The organism is Rufibacter tibetensis (assembly GCF_001310085.1).
Lineage (GTDB): Bacteria > Bacteroidota > Bacteroidia > Cytophagales > Hymenobacteraceae > Nibribacter > Nibribacter tibetensis.
Window position 1 is genome coordinate 3,201,710 of record NZ_CP012643.1, and the last position, 15,951, is coordinate 3,217,660.

At 48.2% G+C, this 15,951-nt stretch carries 16 protein-coding genes; 4 read left to right on the top strand and 12 right to left on the bottom strand.

Annotated elements, in window-relative coordinates:
• Positions 1-139: 139 nt before the first annotated feature.
• Positions 140-967 carry a prolipoprotein diacylglyceryl transferase gene (gene lgt, locus DC20_RS13075; protein WP_062544235.1) on the top strand — a complete coding sequence of 276 codons (828 nt, stop codon included), beginning with the start codon at positions 140-142 and terminating at the stop codon, positions 965-967.
• Positions 968-1,071: 104 nt separating this feature from the next.
• Here the strand turns inward: lgt and DC20_RS13080 are convergent, their stop codons facing one another.
• From DC20_RS13080 to yidD, 6 genes are all read right to left on the bottom strand, one after another.
• Positions 1,072-1,959: a hypothetical protein gene (locus tag DC20_RS13080; protein WP_062544236.1), complete on the bottom strand. Its 888-nt coding sequence runs from the start codon at positions 1,957-1,959 to the stop codon at positions 1,072-1,074.
• Positions 1,960-2,152: 193 nt separating this feature from the next.
• A complete protein-coding gene (locus DC20_RS22395) occupies positions 2,153-2,299 on the bottom strand; it encodes a peptide-methionine (R)-S-oxide reductase (RefSeq protein WP_083470321.1) in 147 nt (48 codons plus the stop codon).
• A gap of 239 nt (positions 2,300-2,538) precedes the next feature.
• Positions 2,539-2,976, bottom strand: a complete 438-nt coding sequence (locus tag DC20_RS13085) for a nucleoside deaminase (protein WP_062544237.1) — start codon at positions 2,974-2,976, stop codon at positions 2,539-2,541.
• Between the two features lie 4 nt (positions 2,977-2,980).
• Positions 2,981-3,736 carry a DUF4184 family protein gene (locus tag DC20_RS13090; protein ID WP_071885454.1) on the bottom strand — a complete coding sequence of 252 codons (756 nt, stop codon included), beginning with the start codon at positions 3,734-3,736 and terminating at the stop codon, positions 2,981-2,983.
• A gap of 174 nt (positions 3,737-3,910) precedes the next feature.
• Positions 3,911-4,663 (bottom strand): DUF4184 family protein, encoded by a 753-nt coding sequence (locus tag DC20_RS13100; RefSeq protein ID WP_062544240.1) that lies wholly within the window; start codon positions 4,661-4,663, stop codon positions 3,911-3,913.
• A gap of 106 nt (positions 4,664-4,769) precedes the next feature.
• Positions 4,770-5,000, bottom strand: a complete 231-nt coding sequence (yidD, locus tag DC20_RS13105) for a membrane protein insertion efficiency factor YidD (RefSeq protein WP_062544241.1) — start codon at positions 4,998-5,000, stop codon at positions 4,770-4,772.
• A 66-nt stretch (positions 5,001-5,066) separates the two neighbouring features.
• Here yidD and DC20_RS13110 point away from each other — a divergent pair, with 66 nt between their 5' ends.
• The 3 genes from DC20_RS13110 to DC20_RS13120 all read left to right on the top strand — a co-directional run bounded on the left by DC20_RS13110 (position 5,067) and on the right by DC20_RS13120 (position 10,755).
• A complete protein-coding gene (locus DC20_RS13110) occupies positions 5,067-7,367 on the top strand; it encodes a S46 family peptidase (protein ID WP_062544242.1) in 2,301 nt (766 codons plus the stop codon).
• A 473-nt stretch (positions 7,368-7,840) separates the two neighbouring features.
• Positions 7,841-8,677: a PorV/PorQ family protein gene (locus DC20_RS13115; protein ID WP_157593158.1), complete on the top strand. Its 837-nt coding sequence runs from the start codon at positions 7,841-7,843 to the stop codon at positions 8,675-8,677.
• Positions 8,674-10,755, top strand: coding sequence for a ComEA family DNA-binding protein (locus DC20_RS13120; RefSeq protein ID WP_062544244.1), 2,082 nt, complete (start codon positions 8,674-8,676; stop codon positions 10,753-10,755). The genes DC20_RS13115 and DC20_RS13120 overlap by 4 nt, the downstream gene beginning before the upstream one ends.
• A 36-nt stretch (positions 10,756-10,791) precedes the next feature.
• On the opposite strand, the gene DC20_RS22870 is transcribed toward DC20_RS13120, so the two are convergent.
• From DC20_RS22870 to DC20_RS13150, 6 genes are all read right to left on the bottom strand, one after another.
• Entirely contained in the window at positions 10,792-11,247 is a 456-nt protein-coding gene (locus tag DC20_RS22870) for a hypothetical protein (RefSeq protein WP_157593159.1), read from the bottom strand.
• Positions 11,248-11,386: 139 nt separating this feature from the next.
• A complete protein-coding gene (locus tag DC20_RS22875) occupies positions 11,387-12,322 on the bottom strand; it encodes a hypothetical protein (protein WP_157593160.1) in 936 nt (311 codons plus the stop codon).
• A 31-nt stretch (positions 12,323-12,353) separates the two neighbouring features.
• Positions 12,354-13,937: an NAD(P)/FAD-dependent oxidoreductase gene (locus DC20_RS13135; protein WP_062544247.1), complete on the bottom strand. Its 1,584-nt coding sequence runs from the start codon at positions 13,935-13,937 to the stop codon at positions 12,354-12,356.
• Between the two features lie 264 nt (positions 13,938-14,201).
• Positions 14,202-14,831, bottom strand: coding sequence for an RNA polymerase sigma factor SigZ (gene sigZ, locus DC20_RS13140; protein WP_245652208.1), 630 nt, complete (start codon positions 14,829-14,831; stop codon positions 14,202-14,204).
• Between the two features lie 69 nt (positions 14,832-14,900).
• On the bottom strand, positions 14,901-15,410 hold the full coding sequence (locus tag DC20_RS13145; protein ID WP_062544249.1) for a GNAT family N-acetyltransferase: 510 nt from the start codon (positions 15,408-15,410) through the stop codon (positions 14,901-14,903).
• A 100-nt stretch (positions 15,411-15,510) separates the two neighbouring features.
• Positions 15,511-15,879: an ArsI/CadI family heavy metal resistance metalloenzyme gene (locus tag DC20_RS13150; RefSeq protein WP_062545953.1), complete on the bottom strand. Its 369-nt coding sequence runs from the start codon at positions 15,877-15,879 to the stop codon at positions 15,511-15,513.
• Between the last annotated feature and the right edge of the window lie 72 nt (positions 15,880-15,951).

The window sequence follows — 15,951 nt, forward strand, 5'->3', positions numbered from 1 at the left end:
GTCACGCGCACCCCACATAGGTTGAGGTTTGCGCCCACAAAGTAACATCATTTTAGGCAAAAGTGTTTCCTTTGAAGCAGAACTGATTCTTGTCCCTCATAGATTAAATTGTAAATTTAGCCCCTCTAACCTTATTTACATGCTGAACTTTATCACCTGGGACGTATCTCCCGATATTTTTTCGCTTGGCCCGGTTACGGTACGTTGGTACGGTTTGCTGTTTGCCATGGCTTTTGTGCTCACACAACCCATAGAGAAATACATCTACCGTAAAGACGGGCGCACCGATGAAGACGTGGACATTTTGACCATGTACATGATCATTGGCACCGTGATTGGCGCACGTTTGGGGCACTGCCTGTTCTATGACCCGGTGCATTATCTGTCTAATCCCCTAGAGATCCTCAAAATATGGGAAGGCGGCCTGGCCAGCCATGGCGGTACCATCGGGATTCTGATTGCCCTTTACATGTTCTGCCGTAAACACAAGTTTGATTACCTCTGGGTACTGGACCGCATTGTCATTGTGGTGGCCGTAGGTGGCGCTTGTATCCGTCTAGGAAACCTTATGAACTCCGAGATTATTGGTCGCCCGACCGATGTGCCGTGGGCTTTCAAGTTTGTCCGGAACGCAGAGGTGTTTAACGGAGTGCCTGCCTTTATGGATCCCCGCCACCCATCGCAGTTATATGAGAGCCTTTTCTGCGTATTCCTGTTTATTCTGCTGTACACGCTTTGGAAGCGTGGAGCCGGGCAAATCAGAGGCTTGTTGTTTGGTTTGTTTGTGACCTTGCTGTTCTCGTTCCGGTTCCTGATTGAGTTCCTGAAAGAAAATCAGGAAGCTTTTGAGGACGAACTGCCCCTGAACATGGGCCAATGGCTGAGCATTCCGTTGGTGCTGGTAGGTATTGGCGTATTGGTTTACGCTGCCAGACAACCCCGAACGCCTAAAAAGGTAATTGCTTAATTCATTTCTAGATTCTTTTAAGAAAGTAGCCCAAAACAGAGAGGTCCCGCAGTTTCTACTGCGGGACCTCTCTGTTTTAAAATAGGATGAAGGGTCAAATTGAGTTAGAAGGCATAACTAAACAGATTGCCTTCTTCATTGGTGATAACCAGGTTTTGGTTGTTTTTAAAAAGCACAGCTTCGACCTGACCAACTTTAGGTAAGTCCAGAATCTGTGGTTTCTGTGACAAGAACTGGTTAGACCCCTTGGTTACAGGATACAGGTACAACTTGCCATAGGTGAGTACAGCCAGGTGCCTGCCATCTGGGCTCAGGTCTGCGGAAGTCACCAAGCCAGGTAGCTCTTTTTTGCTGATTAGTTTTGCGGTATGACTGCCCGCATCATCTGATAATTCATAAAGTTTGGCATAACGTGAGGTGCCACGGTCTTTGGAGATCAGGTAAAGTTTACCATTCTGCCAGAAAAAAGCCTCGCAATCAAAGTTCCGTTGCTCCTTCGCAATCTTCCCTGCCGGGATATCATCATAAGTGAAACTGATGGTCTGTGGTTTGAAGCCGTTCTTAAGCGATATTTTGTAGATGCGCAGGTCAGTCCGTTTGTTGCTGTTGTTGCCCATGTCGCCAATGTAGAGGTTACCCTGGGTATCCCGGGTTAAATCTTCCCAATCAGAGTTGATGGCCCCTTCAATCATGACTTCCTGTAATAGCTTGCCCCGCTCATCTATCTTGTAGAGAATAGGAGCATTGCCTGCGTCATTGTGCGTCCAGTAGGTAGTTGGCTTATCGGCTAGTTCCAGGCCAGAGCTTTCTACTATGGCCTCTGGCAGTTTCGCCAAATGCGTCAAACTACTGGCCGGGGCTTTGGCGGGTGAGTTGGTTTCTGGGATAGTTGGATTGTTGATGGCTTCAGCAAAAGGGAGATAGCTGCTGAAAATAAACGTTAACGATAGTGCCAAAAGAAGATACAGTTGGATGTAAGAGAAACGCTTCATGCGGTAAGAGGTAAATGGGGGTAAAAGTCAATTCTCGGCGGAAGCCGGAACTTCTTTTAACGGACCAGAAGCCTAAGGGTTAGTATAAAATTCTTTTAGAAGATATTGATTTAGAAGTGTTTTTTATGGAAAAGGCTTAAAAGAAAAGCTCCGCAACTGAGTAGCTGCGGAGCTTAGGCTAATTTGGGTAAAATCAATTTATTCCTAATGCGTTACTTGGGTCAAAGTCTAGCGCGATTGAATCCATGTAGTAGCGTTTGCCGGTGGGAGCGGGGTGGTCATCAAACAGGTAACCCAAGTGTCCATCGCAATGGCCGCAAATGACTTCAATGCGCTCCATGCCGTAGGTAAGGTCTTCCTGGTAGATTTAGGTAGTGTCGGTGCGGGAGTAAGTGTTCCTGACTTGGTAGGGAGAAGTCCTAGGTTTGTGAAGCCATAACCCATATGCCTCCTATAAAGTTTTTGGGTTTCTCCCCGGAGTTGTCTTATAAACGAAACTCCTGTTTAAAACCTGCTTTTAAGAAACTGGCCTTAAACAGGAGTTTATACTTTTGCTTGTTTCATCAAGAGCAACAGAGATTATACCCCAATGTCTTCATTCCAGAGGGCGGGTTTCTCTTGAATAAACTTTTGCATGAGTTCATAGCACTCCTGGTTGTCTTCTACCGTCACCGTCACACCGCGTGAACGCAGGAGTTCTTCCTCGCCCATAAAGGTCTTGTTCTCGCCCACCACTACTGTAGGAATGCCATACAGCAAAATAGTGCCCGAGCACATAGAACAAGGCGACAAAGTGGTATAGATGGTGCATTCGCGGTACACAGAGGCTGGTTGCCGACCTGCGTTTTCCAATGCATCCATTTCGCCGTGCAGAATAGCGCTGCCATCCTGTACCCGTTTGTTGTGACCCCGGCCGATGATCTTACCATTGTGCACTAACACTGACCCGATGGGAATACCCCCTTCTTCATATCCTTTCTTCGCCTCTTCCAAGGCGGCTTGCAAGAATTCGTTCATAGTTCTATTGTTTATAATGATGTCTGATGCTCAGTAAAACGGGAGAGACCACCAAACTGATGAGTACGGCTGAAAGAACCACAATGCTGGGATGATAAGGATTCGGCTTTATTCCTTCACCTATTTGAGACCTGATTCCCACAATAAAAATCACAACTACCCCAACTACTATCCAGTACCAACTTGTGCCTTTATCACGTTGAGGAAGTTCCTTTTGTTTGGGCAGTTGCAAAATAAACCACCCAATAACCAGCTTGCCCGCAACCGAAACAGTAAGTTGCGACCATACCCCTGACATCTGCTGCCTAATGGGCTTGGTTAACTCGCCTGTCCCAAGCTCCATAAAAGGCAGCAATTCTTTCCGGTGGCCGGGTGAATGGGTCAAAACATCCAGCACTAAATGAGAAAGAGTTCCCAACAAGATACTCAAGGTGATAATCACGTAGTGTTCTCTAAAGTACACTACCCAATCAAACCCTGTGTACTTATTAAACCGAAGCCGCAGAAACGCAGGTAAATTCCTGACCAACGGATTTCGGACTACCAGATGGAAAAGAAAGGAAAGCAGAAGAGCGAGGGGCAAGTTAAAATAGAAGATTCCCCACCAGGTGTGGCTGTGTGGGTCATGCTCGCTCATGTTCAGAAACTTCTCAAAATCTGGTACCATGCTACCAATCACCAACCCTGTGCTGGACCGCCACCTTTTAGGAAGGCCTGTTAGCGGCAGGACTAAAGCCGGATGGGAGAAAGTGAAAGACATGAACGCAATTCTTTATCAGGAAAGAGATACTAAATGTACAAAACAGGACTATGGGCAAAGGCTGTGGTCACGTTTTGGACCCTCTTTTTCTAAAAATGGATGAAAACAGAAGCAAAATCAACAATGCTCGATATAAACGCGCTTCACGAAGAGAGACTACCGGGCTATTTATCGTTACGCCGTTCTTGATCTGGAAAATAAGTGTTCCTTGATCTTGATGAGGAAAGGCAAAATAATCAAGCTTAACAAGCCTGCTGAAATAGCCGCCACAAAGATGTAATACCGGTTCAGCATACCGCCTGCCATTACCCATAAAGCCACCACCACGCACACAATCACCCCAGACATAAACCAGAACACCAAAATGGATTTCTTCTCCAGCGGTCTTTTCTCCTGCGGCAGTTCATAAATGAAGATGGCCATTACAAATCCGCCAATGACAGACAACACCTGCTGTAAAAAGGTGAACCAGGACCTAGTGAAAGGTTCTGGCAAAATGGGTTGTAACAGGGCCGGAAACATTCTTACGCCTCTACCTTCCTTGTGGGTAAATGCATCCCAGACCAGGTGCGAAATCACACCTATCAACAAGGATAGTACAATCACCGGCCAATGCTTTTTGAAATAGCTTGTCCAATTAAATCCCTTAAACCGGTTGAATCGCTTCCGCAGGAAATAGGGAAGATGATCAATCAACGTGTTCCGGACAATCAGGTGGAAGATGAAACAAACCAGAAGCCCTACCGGCAAGTTGAAATAGAAGATGCTGGGCCACGTGTGACTATACGGGTCATGCAAGCTCATTCTGATGAATTTCTCAAAGTCAGGGGCCATGCTGCCTACAATCAGTCCGGTAGCAGAACGCCATCTTTGGGGTAAGCTAATCAAGGGTAAGACAACGGCCGGGTGTGAAAAGGTGAAGGGCATAGAATTAGAAACTTAAATCAGCTTAACGGAGGGGCAGAGGGAATTGATGCAATTTAACAGCATCTAAGTTTGAAGAGGAAGTTAAATTTACACTATTCTCCTTCTTTTAAGGCACCGGATCATACCCGTGCCCACCCCAAGGTTGGCAACGGCCAATTCGTTTTAAAGCCATCCAACCACCTTTAAATGGGCCATACTTTACAATAGCCTGGTGCGCATAGCCCGAGCAGGTGGGTGTGAAGCGGCAACTTCCTGGAGTAAGCGGCGAGATCATGTAACGGTACACCCACACAATGCCCAGAAAAAATTGTTTAAATAACCAGTTGATTGGCTGCATATGCTGCTAGTTTCGGGAAAAAAAGTCACAAATCCTTACCTTTGGACTTTCTAACTAACACACGTTATGCTTAAAAAGATCTATAGCTTACTCCTTGTGGGTTGCCTGGGCTTGTCAATGACAGCCCAAGCCGATGAGGGGATGTGGTTGCCGCTGCTGGTAAAGCGCCTCAACCACGTGGATATGCAGAAACAAGGCCTGCAACTCACCGCTGAGGAAATCTACAACGTGAACAACGCCAGCCTGAAAGACGCCATTGTGCAATTTGGCGGCTTTTGTACCGGTGAGTTCGTATCCAAAGAAGGTTTGCTGTTGACTAACCACCATTGTGGCTATGATGCCATCGCGTCTAACTCTACGCCTCAAGATGACATCCTCAAGAACGGCTGGTGGGCCATGACCCGTCAGCAGGAAAAGAAAAACGAAGGCCTGTTCGTAGACATTCTGGTGCGCATGGAAGACGTGACAAGCCAGGTACTGCAAGGCATTACGCCGCAAACGCCGGAGCAGGAGCGGAGCCGTTTGGTAGCCGAGCGTTCCAAGTCCATTGCTGATGCCGCCAAGAACAACGGCCAGTACGTGTCTTACGTGCGCGATTTCTTCAATGGCAACGAGTTCTACATGTTCGTGTACGAACGCTTCTCTGATGTGCGCTTGGTGGGAACTCCGCCGGAAAGCATCGGGAAATTTGGCGGTGATACTGATAACTGGATGTGGCCGCGCCATACCGGTGACTTCTCGGTGTTCCGGGTGTATATGTCTCCGGACGGAAAGCCCGCTACTTATTCTGAGAAGAATGTACCGTATCGTCCTAAGCACCACCTACCTATTTCCATGAGCCCCGTGAAAGAAGGTGACTTCTCCATGGTGTTCGGGTTCCCGGGCCGCACTACCCGCTTTATGGCTGGTTCAGGTTTGGGAATGGCCGTAGATCAATCTAATCCCGCCCGAATCAAATTGCGTGAACGCCGCCTGGCGCTGATGAAAGAAGCCATGGATGCCTCACCCGCTGACCGTCTGAAACTGGCTTCCAACTACGCAAGCATCAGCAACTACTACAAATACTTCATCGGGCAGAACGAAGGCATCAAGCGCATGAAAACGCTGGACAAGAAATCCGCTGAAGAGAAAGCTTTCCAGGATTGGGCGAATGCTGAACGTAAGGCGCTTTACGGAAGCGCTCTAGCTGATATTAACGCCTCTTACGCCGGGCAACGTACTTATAACCTGTCTTCCATCTACCGCTCTGAGGCCGCTTTGGCACCACAGTTGATTGCGCACGCTTACCAGTACACCCCGTTGTACAATATGCTCAAGGCGGGTAACGTAGACAAAGCCAAACTGCAGGAACTCACCACAGCGTACAAAGACATGAACAAGGAGTTCTACGCCAGCTACGTGCCGTCTTCTGACCAGAAAATCTTTGCTGAGTTGATGCAGATGTACTACAACGATGTACCCAAAGCACAGCACGCCGATATCTTCAAAGACCTGACTTCTACGTACAAAGGTGATTTCAGGAAGTGGGCCGCTGATGTATACAGCAAATCACTGCTTTCTTCTGAAGCTAAAGCCAACGCGTTTTTGGCCAATCCTACCCAAAAGGCCCTGGAAACAGACCCGGCATTCAAATTCATGCGTGCGGTGCAAACCAATTACCAGGACAACATCCTGCCCAAGCTGAACGAGTACAACGCTGCCTTAGGTAGGGCCAACCGCCTGTACGTAGCTGGTCTGCGCGAAATGCACCCGAACAAAGTGTTCTACCCTGATGCTAACTCTACCCTGCGTCTGAGCTACGGAACCGTAAAAGACTACGAGCCGCGAGATGGCGTGCAGTACAAGTACTACACTACGCTGCAGGGCATTGCCGAAAAAGAAGACCCTACTAACCCAGAGTTCATCGTTCCGGCCAAGTTAATGCAACTGTACAACCAAAAAGACTACGGCCGGTACGGACAGAACGGCGAACTACGCGTGGGCTTCATCACCAACAATGACATCACAGGTGGTAACTCCGGTTCACCGGTAATCAACGGGCGTGGTGAGTTGATGGGCTTAGCCTTTGACGGAAACTGGGAAGCCATGACCGGTGACCTGGTGTTTGACCCTGAGTACAAGCGCTGCATCAACGTAGACATCAAGTACGTGCTCTTCGTGATGGACAAACTGGGCGGTGCCGGTCACCTGGTGAACGAAATGACCTTGGTAGACAACGGCAACCCGAACACCACTTTTAACCCCGCCATCAATGACATAAAAATGCAGGGCAAGATGGAGATTGAGACCCCAGAGGGACAGATCAAAATCAAAAAGAAAAAGAACGAGACTAAAATCAAGAAAGAAACGAAGAAGCAAAAAAGCTAAGTCGTTTCAAGCCTCTTTTCTGATTAACAGCCAAAAACGCCCGGAGACTCTCCGGGCGTTTTTTGTGCTTTATGTCGTTTAGAAAACTGAGCAAAGGATTCAAAGGAGGAGCAAATCTAAAGGGAGTCGACAACCTTCGTGGAGAAGAAGCCAGAAAATTGTACTTACAATGCACATAGCGTAGTAACTGCTCACATTTTCCCCACTGCCTGTTCTTACATTACTTCCCCGTGGATTTGGCAGTTGCCTTACATTGTGGGTTGTAAGAAGTAGTTTCAGTGAAAGGGAGTGAAAAAGTAAGGGTCAGGCAGGCTTAAGCTGGCTATTAGAGAGTAGCGAAGTAAGGGTTTTCTTTATATAGTAAGTGTAAGCGGCATATTCAGTTCATTAAATATAGCAAATAACAATATAAAGTAAGAGCTATTTTATTAAGTATTCCGTAGAAGGAAGCACCCATTAATTTTCTTCCGCCTATGCTCCAACTGCTACGCTACAGCTTGTTGCTAACTTGTTTGTGTTTCCCTTTACACAGTTGGGGACAAATTAATAATTCAGCCGTAGGTGCAAGAGCCGTGAGCCTGGGTGGTGCAGCCGTTACTTCATCAGATGTTTGGGCATTGAGCAACAATCCAGCAGGCATTGCGGCCTTAAAACAGCTGGAGTTGGGTGCTTATGCCCATAACCGCTTCTCTCTTAAGGAACTCACTACGGTAGGATTGCTGGCTGCGTACCCACTTGTAAAATTCGGAACGATAGGCGTAGATGTGCAGCGCTTCGGGGGTGAATTGTATAACGAGCAGCGGTTAGGAATTGGCTTGGCGCATCAACTGGGAGTGGTTCGCCTGGGCCTAAAGGCTGATATGCTGCAGGTGCGGGTGAAGGAGTGGGGCAGCCGGAAAGCCGTGGCATTGAGCATGGGAATCCAGTCTGAGGTAGTGCCCGGTCTTACTTTTGGAGCGCACATCTATAATATCAATCAAGCCAAATTAGCGGAGTTTGAAGACGAGCGTGTGCCCACCGTCATGAAGATAGGCTTGGGTTTTCAGGCGGCCACGAAGGTTTTGTTGGTAGTAGAGGCCGAGAAAGAGTTGGAGCATCTGGTAGCGGTGAAAGGTGGAATTGAATACCAAATACTACCAGCACTAGGGCTTAGGACTGGATTTAACACCAGCTCTAAATCAGGTACCGCGGGCGTAGACGTCAGGTTCAAACAATTTCAGGTGGCGTACGCCTTGGGTGCCCAGAGCCAGTTGGGTCTCAGCAACTACTTGTCTCTAGGGTACCAACTGAAAAAGGAGCAGCAGCCATGAAGTACTGTTTCTGGCTTGCTTTCCTGATTATAGGTCTGAAGCAAAATGCCATTGGGCAAGAAGTGCCGCATCCTGCAGTAGATGTGGAGTTGCTGGTACAGGAGCTTTTCGCACAGCAGGATGATGAGAACACCGTCGCCTACGAGGATCTATACGAAACCCTGCTTCAGTATTACCGCCAACCTTTGGACCTGAACCGAGCTTCCCGCGAGGAACTCCGCAGTCTCTTCCTCCTCTCCGAAGGGCAAATCTCGGCGCTCCTGCAGCACATTCAGGACAATGGCCGTTTGATTAGCCTGTATGAACTGCAAGCCATTCCCGGGTTTGATCTTATCACCGTTCGGCGGCTGTTGCCATTTGTGACGGTACAATCGCTAGGGCAGATTGGGCAGCGCTCTTGGCGGGAACGCCTCAAAAACGCCGACAACCATTCTTTGCTTTTAAGGTATGATCGTACTCTGCAGGAGCGCCGTGGCTACACGGCGCCCGAGGGCCGTTCCACAACCCGTTACCTGGGGTCGCCGGATAAATACCTGCTCCGTTACCGCCTCAGCCATCCGCGCCATTTTAGTTTTGGCCTCACCGCTGAGAAGGATGCCGGTGAGCCCTTCACCTGGAACACCAGGCAACGGCTCTACGGATTTGATTTCCTCTCGGCGCACGCCCAGTTATATAACCGAGGAGCCTTCAAAACCATTGCGGTAGGTGATTACCAGTTGCAGTTTGGACAGGGACTGTTGCTTTCCAGTGGTTTTAGCATAGGCAAGGGCAGCGAGACCATTACCACCGTTCGGCGCAGCCAATTAGGAATACGACCCCACACGTCCAGCTTGGAAACAAACTTCTTTAGAGGCGTTGCGGCCACCCACCGTTGGCGCAGGCTGGAGTCCACCCTTTTCTACTCTACCCGCAGAGTAGATGCGTCAGCTGGCGATGCTTTAATGGAAAATACCACTTTGCTGACCTTAGGTGGACTGCAAACCTCAGGCCTGCACCGTACCCCAACTGAATTGGCCAATCGTCAGCGGGCGCGGGAACAAGTATATGGAGGTAATATGACGTACCGGAATCCGCAGCAAACCTTCAGCGTGGGGATAACCGCTGTGCACACCTTCTTTGATGTAGCCTTGCAACAGAAAACGCAACCCTATAATCTATACACCTTTAGGGGTAGCCAGAATACAGCCGTAGGCCTGCATTACAGCTATCTCTGGCAGAATTTCAACTTCTTCGGAGAAACGGCGCGTTCTGGCAATGGTGGGTTGGGTACGGTGAACGGAGTACTGGCGAGTTTGTCAGAGAAAGTGGAGCTGGCCATTTTGTATCGCTACTACGCCAAAGATTTCCAAACCCATTATGGGGCAGCTTTCGGCGAAGGAAGCCGAAACCAGAATGAGAGTGGGCTCTACACAGGGCTTAAACTGAAATTGAGCAACCGCTGGCAATTGACTGGCTACTATGACCGCTTTGCTTTTCCCTGGCTCCGCTACCGCGTAGATGCTCCCTCCACCGGCGAAGAATACCTGCTGCGTCTGCAATTCATGCCTTCTAAAACTACGCTGCTTTACGGCCAGTACCAGTATGAGCGCAAAGCCCGTAATGAAATCATAGCAGGCGAAGCATTACGACACGTCACCGATACCCACGCGCATCGTTACCTGCTGTTGCTGGACGTTAGCCCACTGCCTTCTCTGCGGTTGCGCTCCAGAATTCAGTCAAGCCAGTTCCGGCAAACCGGGCCTCGCCACACCGGCTATTTCACGGCACAAGATGTAAGTTGGGAGCACAGCAACACACGCCTTAGCGCCCGTTACGCCCTCTTTGATACCGATGATTACGATACCCGCCTCTATGTGCCGGAGCAGGATGTGCTGTATGGGTTTTCCATTCCGGTTTTCACCGGCCGGGGCACCCACCTGTACTTGTTGGCCCAGCAACGCCTGACCCGTCACCTGGATTTCTGGTTCAAGCTCGGCCATACCCACTATCGGAGACAAAACACCATCAGTTCGGGCTTGGAGCAGATTCAAGGTTCCAAACGCACCGATGTGCGGGTGCAGGCACGTTACCGTTTTTAAGGGGTTTTTCAGAAATCGGGCTAAGACACAAATGCACTAGTTAGAAGAAGTAGTTTTGATTTCGCTGGGTTCACCGCCCATAAAATGGTTAGGTGCAAAAGCAGATGGCTCAATCAAATAGACATAGGAATTCAACCTATAAGGTAAAATGTAGTTCCTGTCAAAACCCTTAAGCAATTTAGCCGGATACGGGAGCCATTCTACTGCAATCTTAAATTGCGAGATCAGAAGGACTGGCTTTTTCTGTCGTTTAGATAAAACCATTGCCCAACTGATAAATTGAGAGGGCGTAAGGCGGTGATCAAGGGAAGGGTTCACTTCAAAATACGTGCTGTACCTTCCCAAAGACAAGAAATAAATGGGCTGGTCTAAATAGGCTACAACGGTAGAGGCGTGCGCATCATTGGTAGAGGCTAATAGGTAACTGCCGGGTAGTTCCCTAATAAAGGAGGCTACATCTTTCGCATTGAAGAATTTATACCGGTAATCCATATAATTGGCAAAAAGCCCAACAAAGAATTGAATAAAAATGCCTCCTGTAAGAAGAGCAAGAAGCGGTCTTTGCCATAACGCTCCTGTTTTTAGGCTAATCCTTTTTGGTGACGCAGCACCTTTGGAGTTGTAGTAACTGCTAATCCAGATGAGGGCTAAGGTGAAGATGAAAAAGTGAGCGTGGTGCCGGAGGTAGGATTCGTATTTGAAACCAAAAAAGTAAAATAGAGCAGAGAACAGGAGAAGGAGGCAGATTAAAAGCCGCTTCTGCTGAAAAAAGAATAACGAGGCAATACCAACCAAGCATTGACAGAGGGATTTCAAAAGCTGTCCTTAAGAGGGAAGTATTCCAGAAATGAAAAGTAAACTCAGGAATAGGAATGAAGGCCTGCCATACTCTTGTGCCCGCCTGTTGAATCATGTAAGGATCAATAAAGGGAGTTCCTATTTTTAAATAATAAGTAATACTCCAGAAAGAGAAAGCGCAGCATAGTGCCCAAACCGCAAAGCCAATGGCAACATCCCTGGTGGATGGTTTAAGAACATCAGAGGTGGTTTTGAACAAGCCTGTGGCTTCAGCAAAAAGCAAAAGTCCCAGCACCCCGGAAAAGAACAACCCAAAGAGATGGGTTTGGGCGTTTACTCCCAATAGAAAGATGTACCAATACCAGTTTCTAAACCTTGTGGGGTAAAGAGTACAGAGCAAAAATGTGGTAAAGAGCTCCAAAGCATACAAACGACTGATGACCCCGTATTCAAACAAACCATAATACCCAAAGCAGAATAGTAGGCGAATGAACCAGTGAAAAGGAGCATACCTTAAAAACACATAGACAAAGCCGATGGCAAAGGAAAACTGGGCGGCTTGCAGTGTCCACAGCTCACGAGTGAACCTTGTAATCACAAACAGGAGGCTATACCACAGGTTAGGATGCCCCTCAAACCCTTTATTGTATAGTAACTCACTGTAGGAGTCACTGTAAAGAGCTAAAAGCCAAGGTTCGGTTTCATCAAACCACAGCTCATGATGCCGCATTAAGAAAGCTAAAACTAGCCCATACAGTAAAGTGAACAACAGGGCAAAAGAAGGCCTGCTCAAATGCATGCTACCTCTCATTGGCAGAATGTTCATGATACTCCTGTTCTGTGTTCACCTCCCAGAGGTTAGCCTTATCCGTTCTTCCCGCTGCAATATTTTCTACCGCCAGCATAGCAGTAAGCATTGAATGATCCTGGTTATTGTATTTGTGCATACCGTTACGGCCTACCAAGAATAGGTTTTCAATACCATCAAGGAAAGCCTGTACTTTCGGAAAATCGTTGTAAGAACCAAAGTGAGCTGGGTACGCTTTCGGCATTTTAACCACTGTGCCGTCCAATACCTGGTCAGCGGATATAATGCCTAGTTTTTGTAGTTCATCTATCGCCAATTGCTGCAAATCAGCCTCGGTCATACGCCAGAGCTCGTCTTCTTCCTGGCAGAAATATTCCACGCCTAACCAAACTTTATCAGGATCAGTGACCAGATAGGGGCTCCAGTTATTAAACAGCTGAAGGCGGCCGGCCTGTACATCTGGTTCCTGAATGTAAATCCAGTTGTCCTGGATGAGACGGTCATTCTCTTGCTGTATGGCCAGTTTGTTTAACAATAACCCCACTGAGATGAAGTTGCGGTACGGAAGATGCTTCGCAATTTCTTGGACTTCAGAAGGAACTACTTCTCCCAAGGCCTGTATCAGGCTGCGGATGGGCATGGTGGAAACCACGTACTCAGGTTGAATTTGGTAGGTAGCACCAGTCAATGTTTCCTGAATGGTGGCAGAGGCAATTCGGTGTTCCTTCAATTCCAACCTTACTACTTTTTGCTGCATGTGTACTTCGCCGCCCTGGTCTTGGATCTGCCGTGTAACTACTTCCCACAGGTGCCCTGGCCCTAACTTGGGGTAAAGGAACTGCTCAATCAAAGAAGTTTCTGTTTTCTTATGAGTGAAATCTGCTGATGGGGAGAAAAACTGCTGCCGCAGAAAGTGTCTTACAGCTTGGGTGATAGAGAGCGCCTTGATCCGCTGAGCACCCCACTCGGCACTTATTTCCTGGCAGGGCACACCCCACACTTTTTCTGTGTAGGCTTTGAAAAACGTCTGGTACAGGTGCTTGCCAAATCGATTGATGAAGAATTCTTCCAAGTTCTTCTCTTCCTTGATAAGCCGCACCACTTGCTTTAAGTAGCTGAAGACCGCTTTGGTAGACCACCCAATTCCTAATTGGGAAAGAGTGCCAACTGAAAAGGATAGCGGATAGTCAAAGAACTGACGCCGGAAGAAAATACGTAACTTGCGCTGACGCAGCAGCATGACATTGTCTCCTGCAGATTTATCATAAGCAGAAACCGTGGGGATGGAACGGCTTTTTCCACGGTAGTTAAGGGCACCAATGGTTTGCCCCGGTTCCAGTTGCAGCGGCAGAATAGAAAGCCACCAATCCATCACGCGATCTGATTTGGAGAAGAAGCGATGCCATCCAATGTCCATCCGGTTGCCTTTGTAATTGATAGTGGCAGAGATTCCCCCAATCCGGTCTGTGGCTTCCACCACGTAAGGGTGCACTTGGGAATGTTGTAAAAATTCATGGGCAGGGGTTAAACCGGCCGGACCAGCCCCGATAATAAGAGCTGTAGTGGGAGACGACATAAGAGCAGTATAAGCTCTTCAAAGATAGTAGGGAAAAGGGGTATGCCAAAGACTTCAGGTGAAGCAACAGGGGAGGAGGTAGCTTTTGTAAAAAGGTGCTGGATAAAGTTGATATATATACTCCAGGGTTGATGGCGAAACCTGGTTCATGCTGTTGTAGAAGGAGGGAATAGGATTGCTTTCTGAAAGGAGATAGAAGAAGAACCGTTTAGAGCTCGTTTTTTAAAGAATGGGCTCTAAACGGAGGTGAAAAGAAATTACGGATTAACTTTTACACTGCTGTAAGGCTTGGCAATCTGATCTGATCTCAGCGCTAATAAGGCGACCCTGCCGATCCAGTTCTAAGTGGCAACACTCCAGGAATACAGCTTTTAGTTTCTCGCGCCCCCGTTGCACACGGGACTTAGCGCCAGAAAGAGAAAGTCCTAACCGGTTTGCAATCTCCTGCTGCGGCACACCTTCCAGGTCACTCAGGCGCAAAGGTTCGGCATATTCAGGAGGCAATAGTTGAAGCAGCGGCAGTACGCAATCTGCTAATTCCTGAACCGGACTGGTTATGGAAGCAGGAGCGGGTAAATCAATTTCTTCTTCCAGGGAAGTTTCCCGCTGACGGGCACGATAGAAGTCATGGACCGTATGCCGGGTAATTTCGTAAAGCCATGCCCGTACGTTTCGCACCTTCGGCAAGGACTCACAATGGGCGTGCACCTTTAGTAAGACTTGCTGGGAAAGGTCCTCCGCATCGGCTTGGTTTGGAACACGTTTACGGATGAAGCCTTGTAGGGCCTCCTGGTAGGTTAGGAATACGGGTGCCACAGCCGCGCAAGGGTCTTGTGCCGTTATAGAATTACAAGCGGTATTGGTAGTCATGCAGGAATCAGAAGCAGGACACATATAGTTTAGTGATTAGTAGGGTTCGTTCTGAGCCTATTTTCTAAAAGATGGGCTTAGAACAAAAATTAGTTAAACTCCCACAATAGCGCTTCGGCGCTCTAAAAGAAAAGTGTCCCGCCACTGGCCTCTTAGTTGCCCTAGTCGCTCACGCAAGCCCACTATTCTGAATCCGCATTTCTGGTGCAGCGCCACACTTCCCTCATTTTCTTTCAAGATGCCAGCTTGCAAAGTCCATATACCATGGGTTTCTGAGGAAGTGATCAGCTCTTGGAGCAGAACCTTTCCTAGCCCCTTGCCCCTTTGTTCCTCATCTATATAGACACTTACTTCAGCTACGCCCCCGTACACGCATCTTCCTGATACCGGACTGAGAGCAGCCCAGCCAGCCACCTCCTCGTCAGGGGTTGAAATGATCAAGCGGCTATGAGAAAGGTGCCCGGTATTCCATTTTTCCCAATCCGGAGCCGAGGTTTCTAAGGTAGCATTCTGGGTAAGTATTCCCTGTTCGTAAATAGCCTTCACGCGGGAATAGTGGGCTTCCAACAAAGGCTGTATAGAGACGGAGGTAAGTGTTTCCATGGCGTTTTTGTTTTATATACCCCTAAATTGCTGTGGTTTTTGCTGGTTCCTGGGTGCAGCAAGTTGGGGCGCAGTAGGCAGTTTCCTGAGCCGCGCCGCATTAGGTAGTGGCCTCTCCAAAAGTATAAAAAGTTTCCCACTCCACTCCCTGCGGATCTTGAATCCAGGATTTCTCTGATTGCGCGTAGCAGCAGGTGGTGGCGCCTTCCTGTCGGATGGTTCCTTTGGCTTTCTCCAGCCTAGTATACACTTCCTGCAACTCTTCAGGAGATTCGGCCTGAATGCCCAAATGCTCAATACCGGCTTGGGCTCCGTGCGCCGAGATCGCAAAGTTTACCCTCTGGTCCTCCAGCATCCATTTAGCGTAATCTGGTTTCAGCACGGTTGGCTCCGTAGCAAAAAGGGCGGAGTAGAAGGCGACTGATTCTTGTAGGTTGTGCACGCCGATGTTTACATGTAGTCTTTTCATGGCTTTAGGTTTTAGTTTCTGTCCCGATGACGGAGAGATGACCGAAAAGACGCAAGGTTTTTTAAAATAAAA

Coding starts and splice junctions, on each gene's coding strand:
- DC20_RS22870 (WP_157593159.1), bottom strand. CDS start 11,247: ATGGATTACCGGTATAAATTCTTCAATGCGAAAGATGTAGCCTCCTTT.
- yidD (WP_062544241.1), bottom strand. CDS start 5,000: ATGCAGCCAATCAACTGGTTATTTAAACAATTTTTTCTGGGCATTGTG.
- DC20_RS13145 (WP_062544249.1), bottom strand. CDS start 15,410: ATGGAAACACTTACCTCCGTCTCTATACAGCCTTTGTTGGAAGCCCAC.
- DC20_RS13120 (WP_062544244.1), top strand. CDS start 8,674: ATGAAGTACTGTTTCTGGCTTGCTTTCCTGATTATAGGTCTGAAGCAA.
- DC20_RS13150 (WP_062545953.1), bottom strand. CDS start 15,879: ATGAAAAGACTACATGTAAACATCGGCGTGCACAACCTACAAGAATCA.
- DC20_RS13080 (WP_062544236.1), bottom strand. CDS start 1,959: ATGAAGCGTTTCTCTTACATCCAACTGTATCTTCTTTTGGCACTATCG.
- DC20_RS13090 (WP_071885454.1), bottom strand. CDS start 3,736: ATGTCTTTCACTTTCTCCCATCCGGCTTTAGTCCTGCCGCTAACAGGC.
- DC20_RS13110 (WP_062544242.1), top strand. CDS start 5,067: ATGCTTAAAAAGATCTATAGCTTACTCCTTGTGGGTTGCCTGGGCTTG.
- lgt (WP_062544235.1), top strand. CDS start 140: ATGCTGAACTTTATCACCTGGGACGTATCTCCCGATATTTTTTCGCTT.
- sigZ (WP_245652208.1), bottom strand. CDS start 14,831: ATGTGTCCTGCTTCTGATTCCTGCATGACTACCAATACCGCTTGTAAT.
- DC20_RS13135 (WP_062544247.1), bottom strand. CDS start 13,937: ATGTCGTCTCCCACTACAGCTCTTATTATCGGGGCTGGTCCGGCCGGT.
- DC20_RS13085 (WP_062544237.1), bottom strand. CDS start 2,976: ATGAACGAATTCTTGCAAGCCGCCTTGGAAGAGGCGAAGAAAGGATAT.
- DC20_RS22395 (WP_083470321.1), bottom strand. CDS start 2,299: ATGGAGCGCATTGAAGTCATTTGCGGCCATTGCGATGGACACTTGGGT.
- DC20_RS13100 (WP_062544240.1), bottom strand. CDS start 4,663: ATGCCCTTCACCTTTTCACACCCGGCCGTTGTCTTACCCTTGATTAGC.
- DC20_RS13115 (WP_157593158.1), top strand. CDS start 7,841: ATGCTCCAACTGCTACGCTACAGCTTGTTGCTAACTTGTTTGTGTTTC.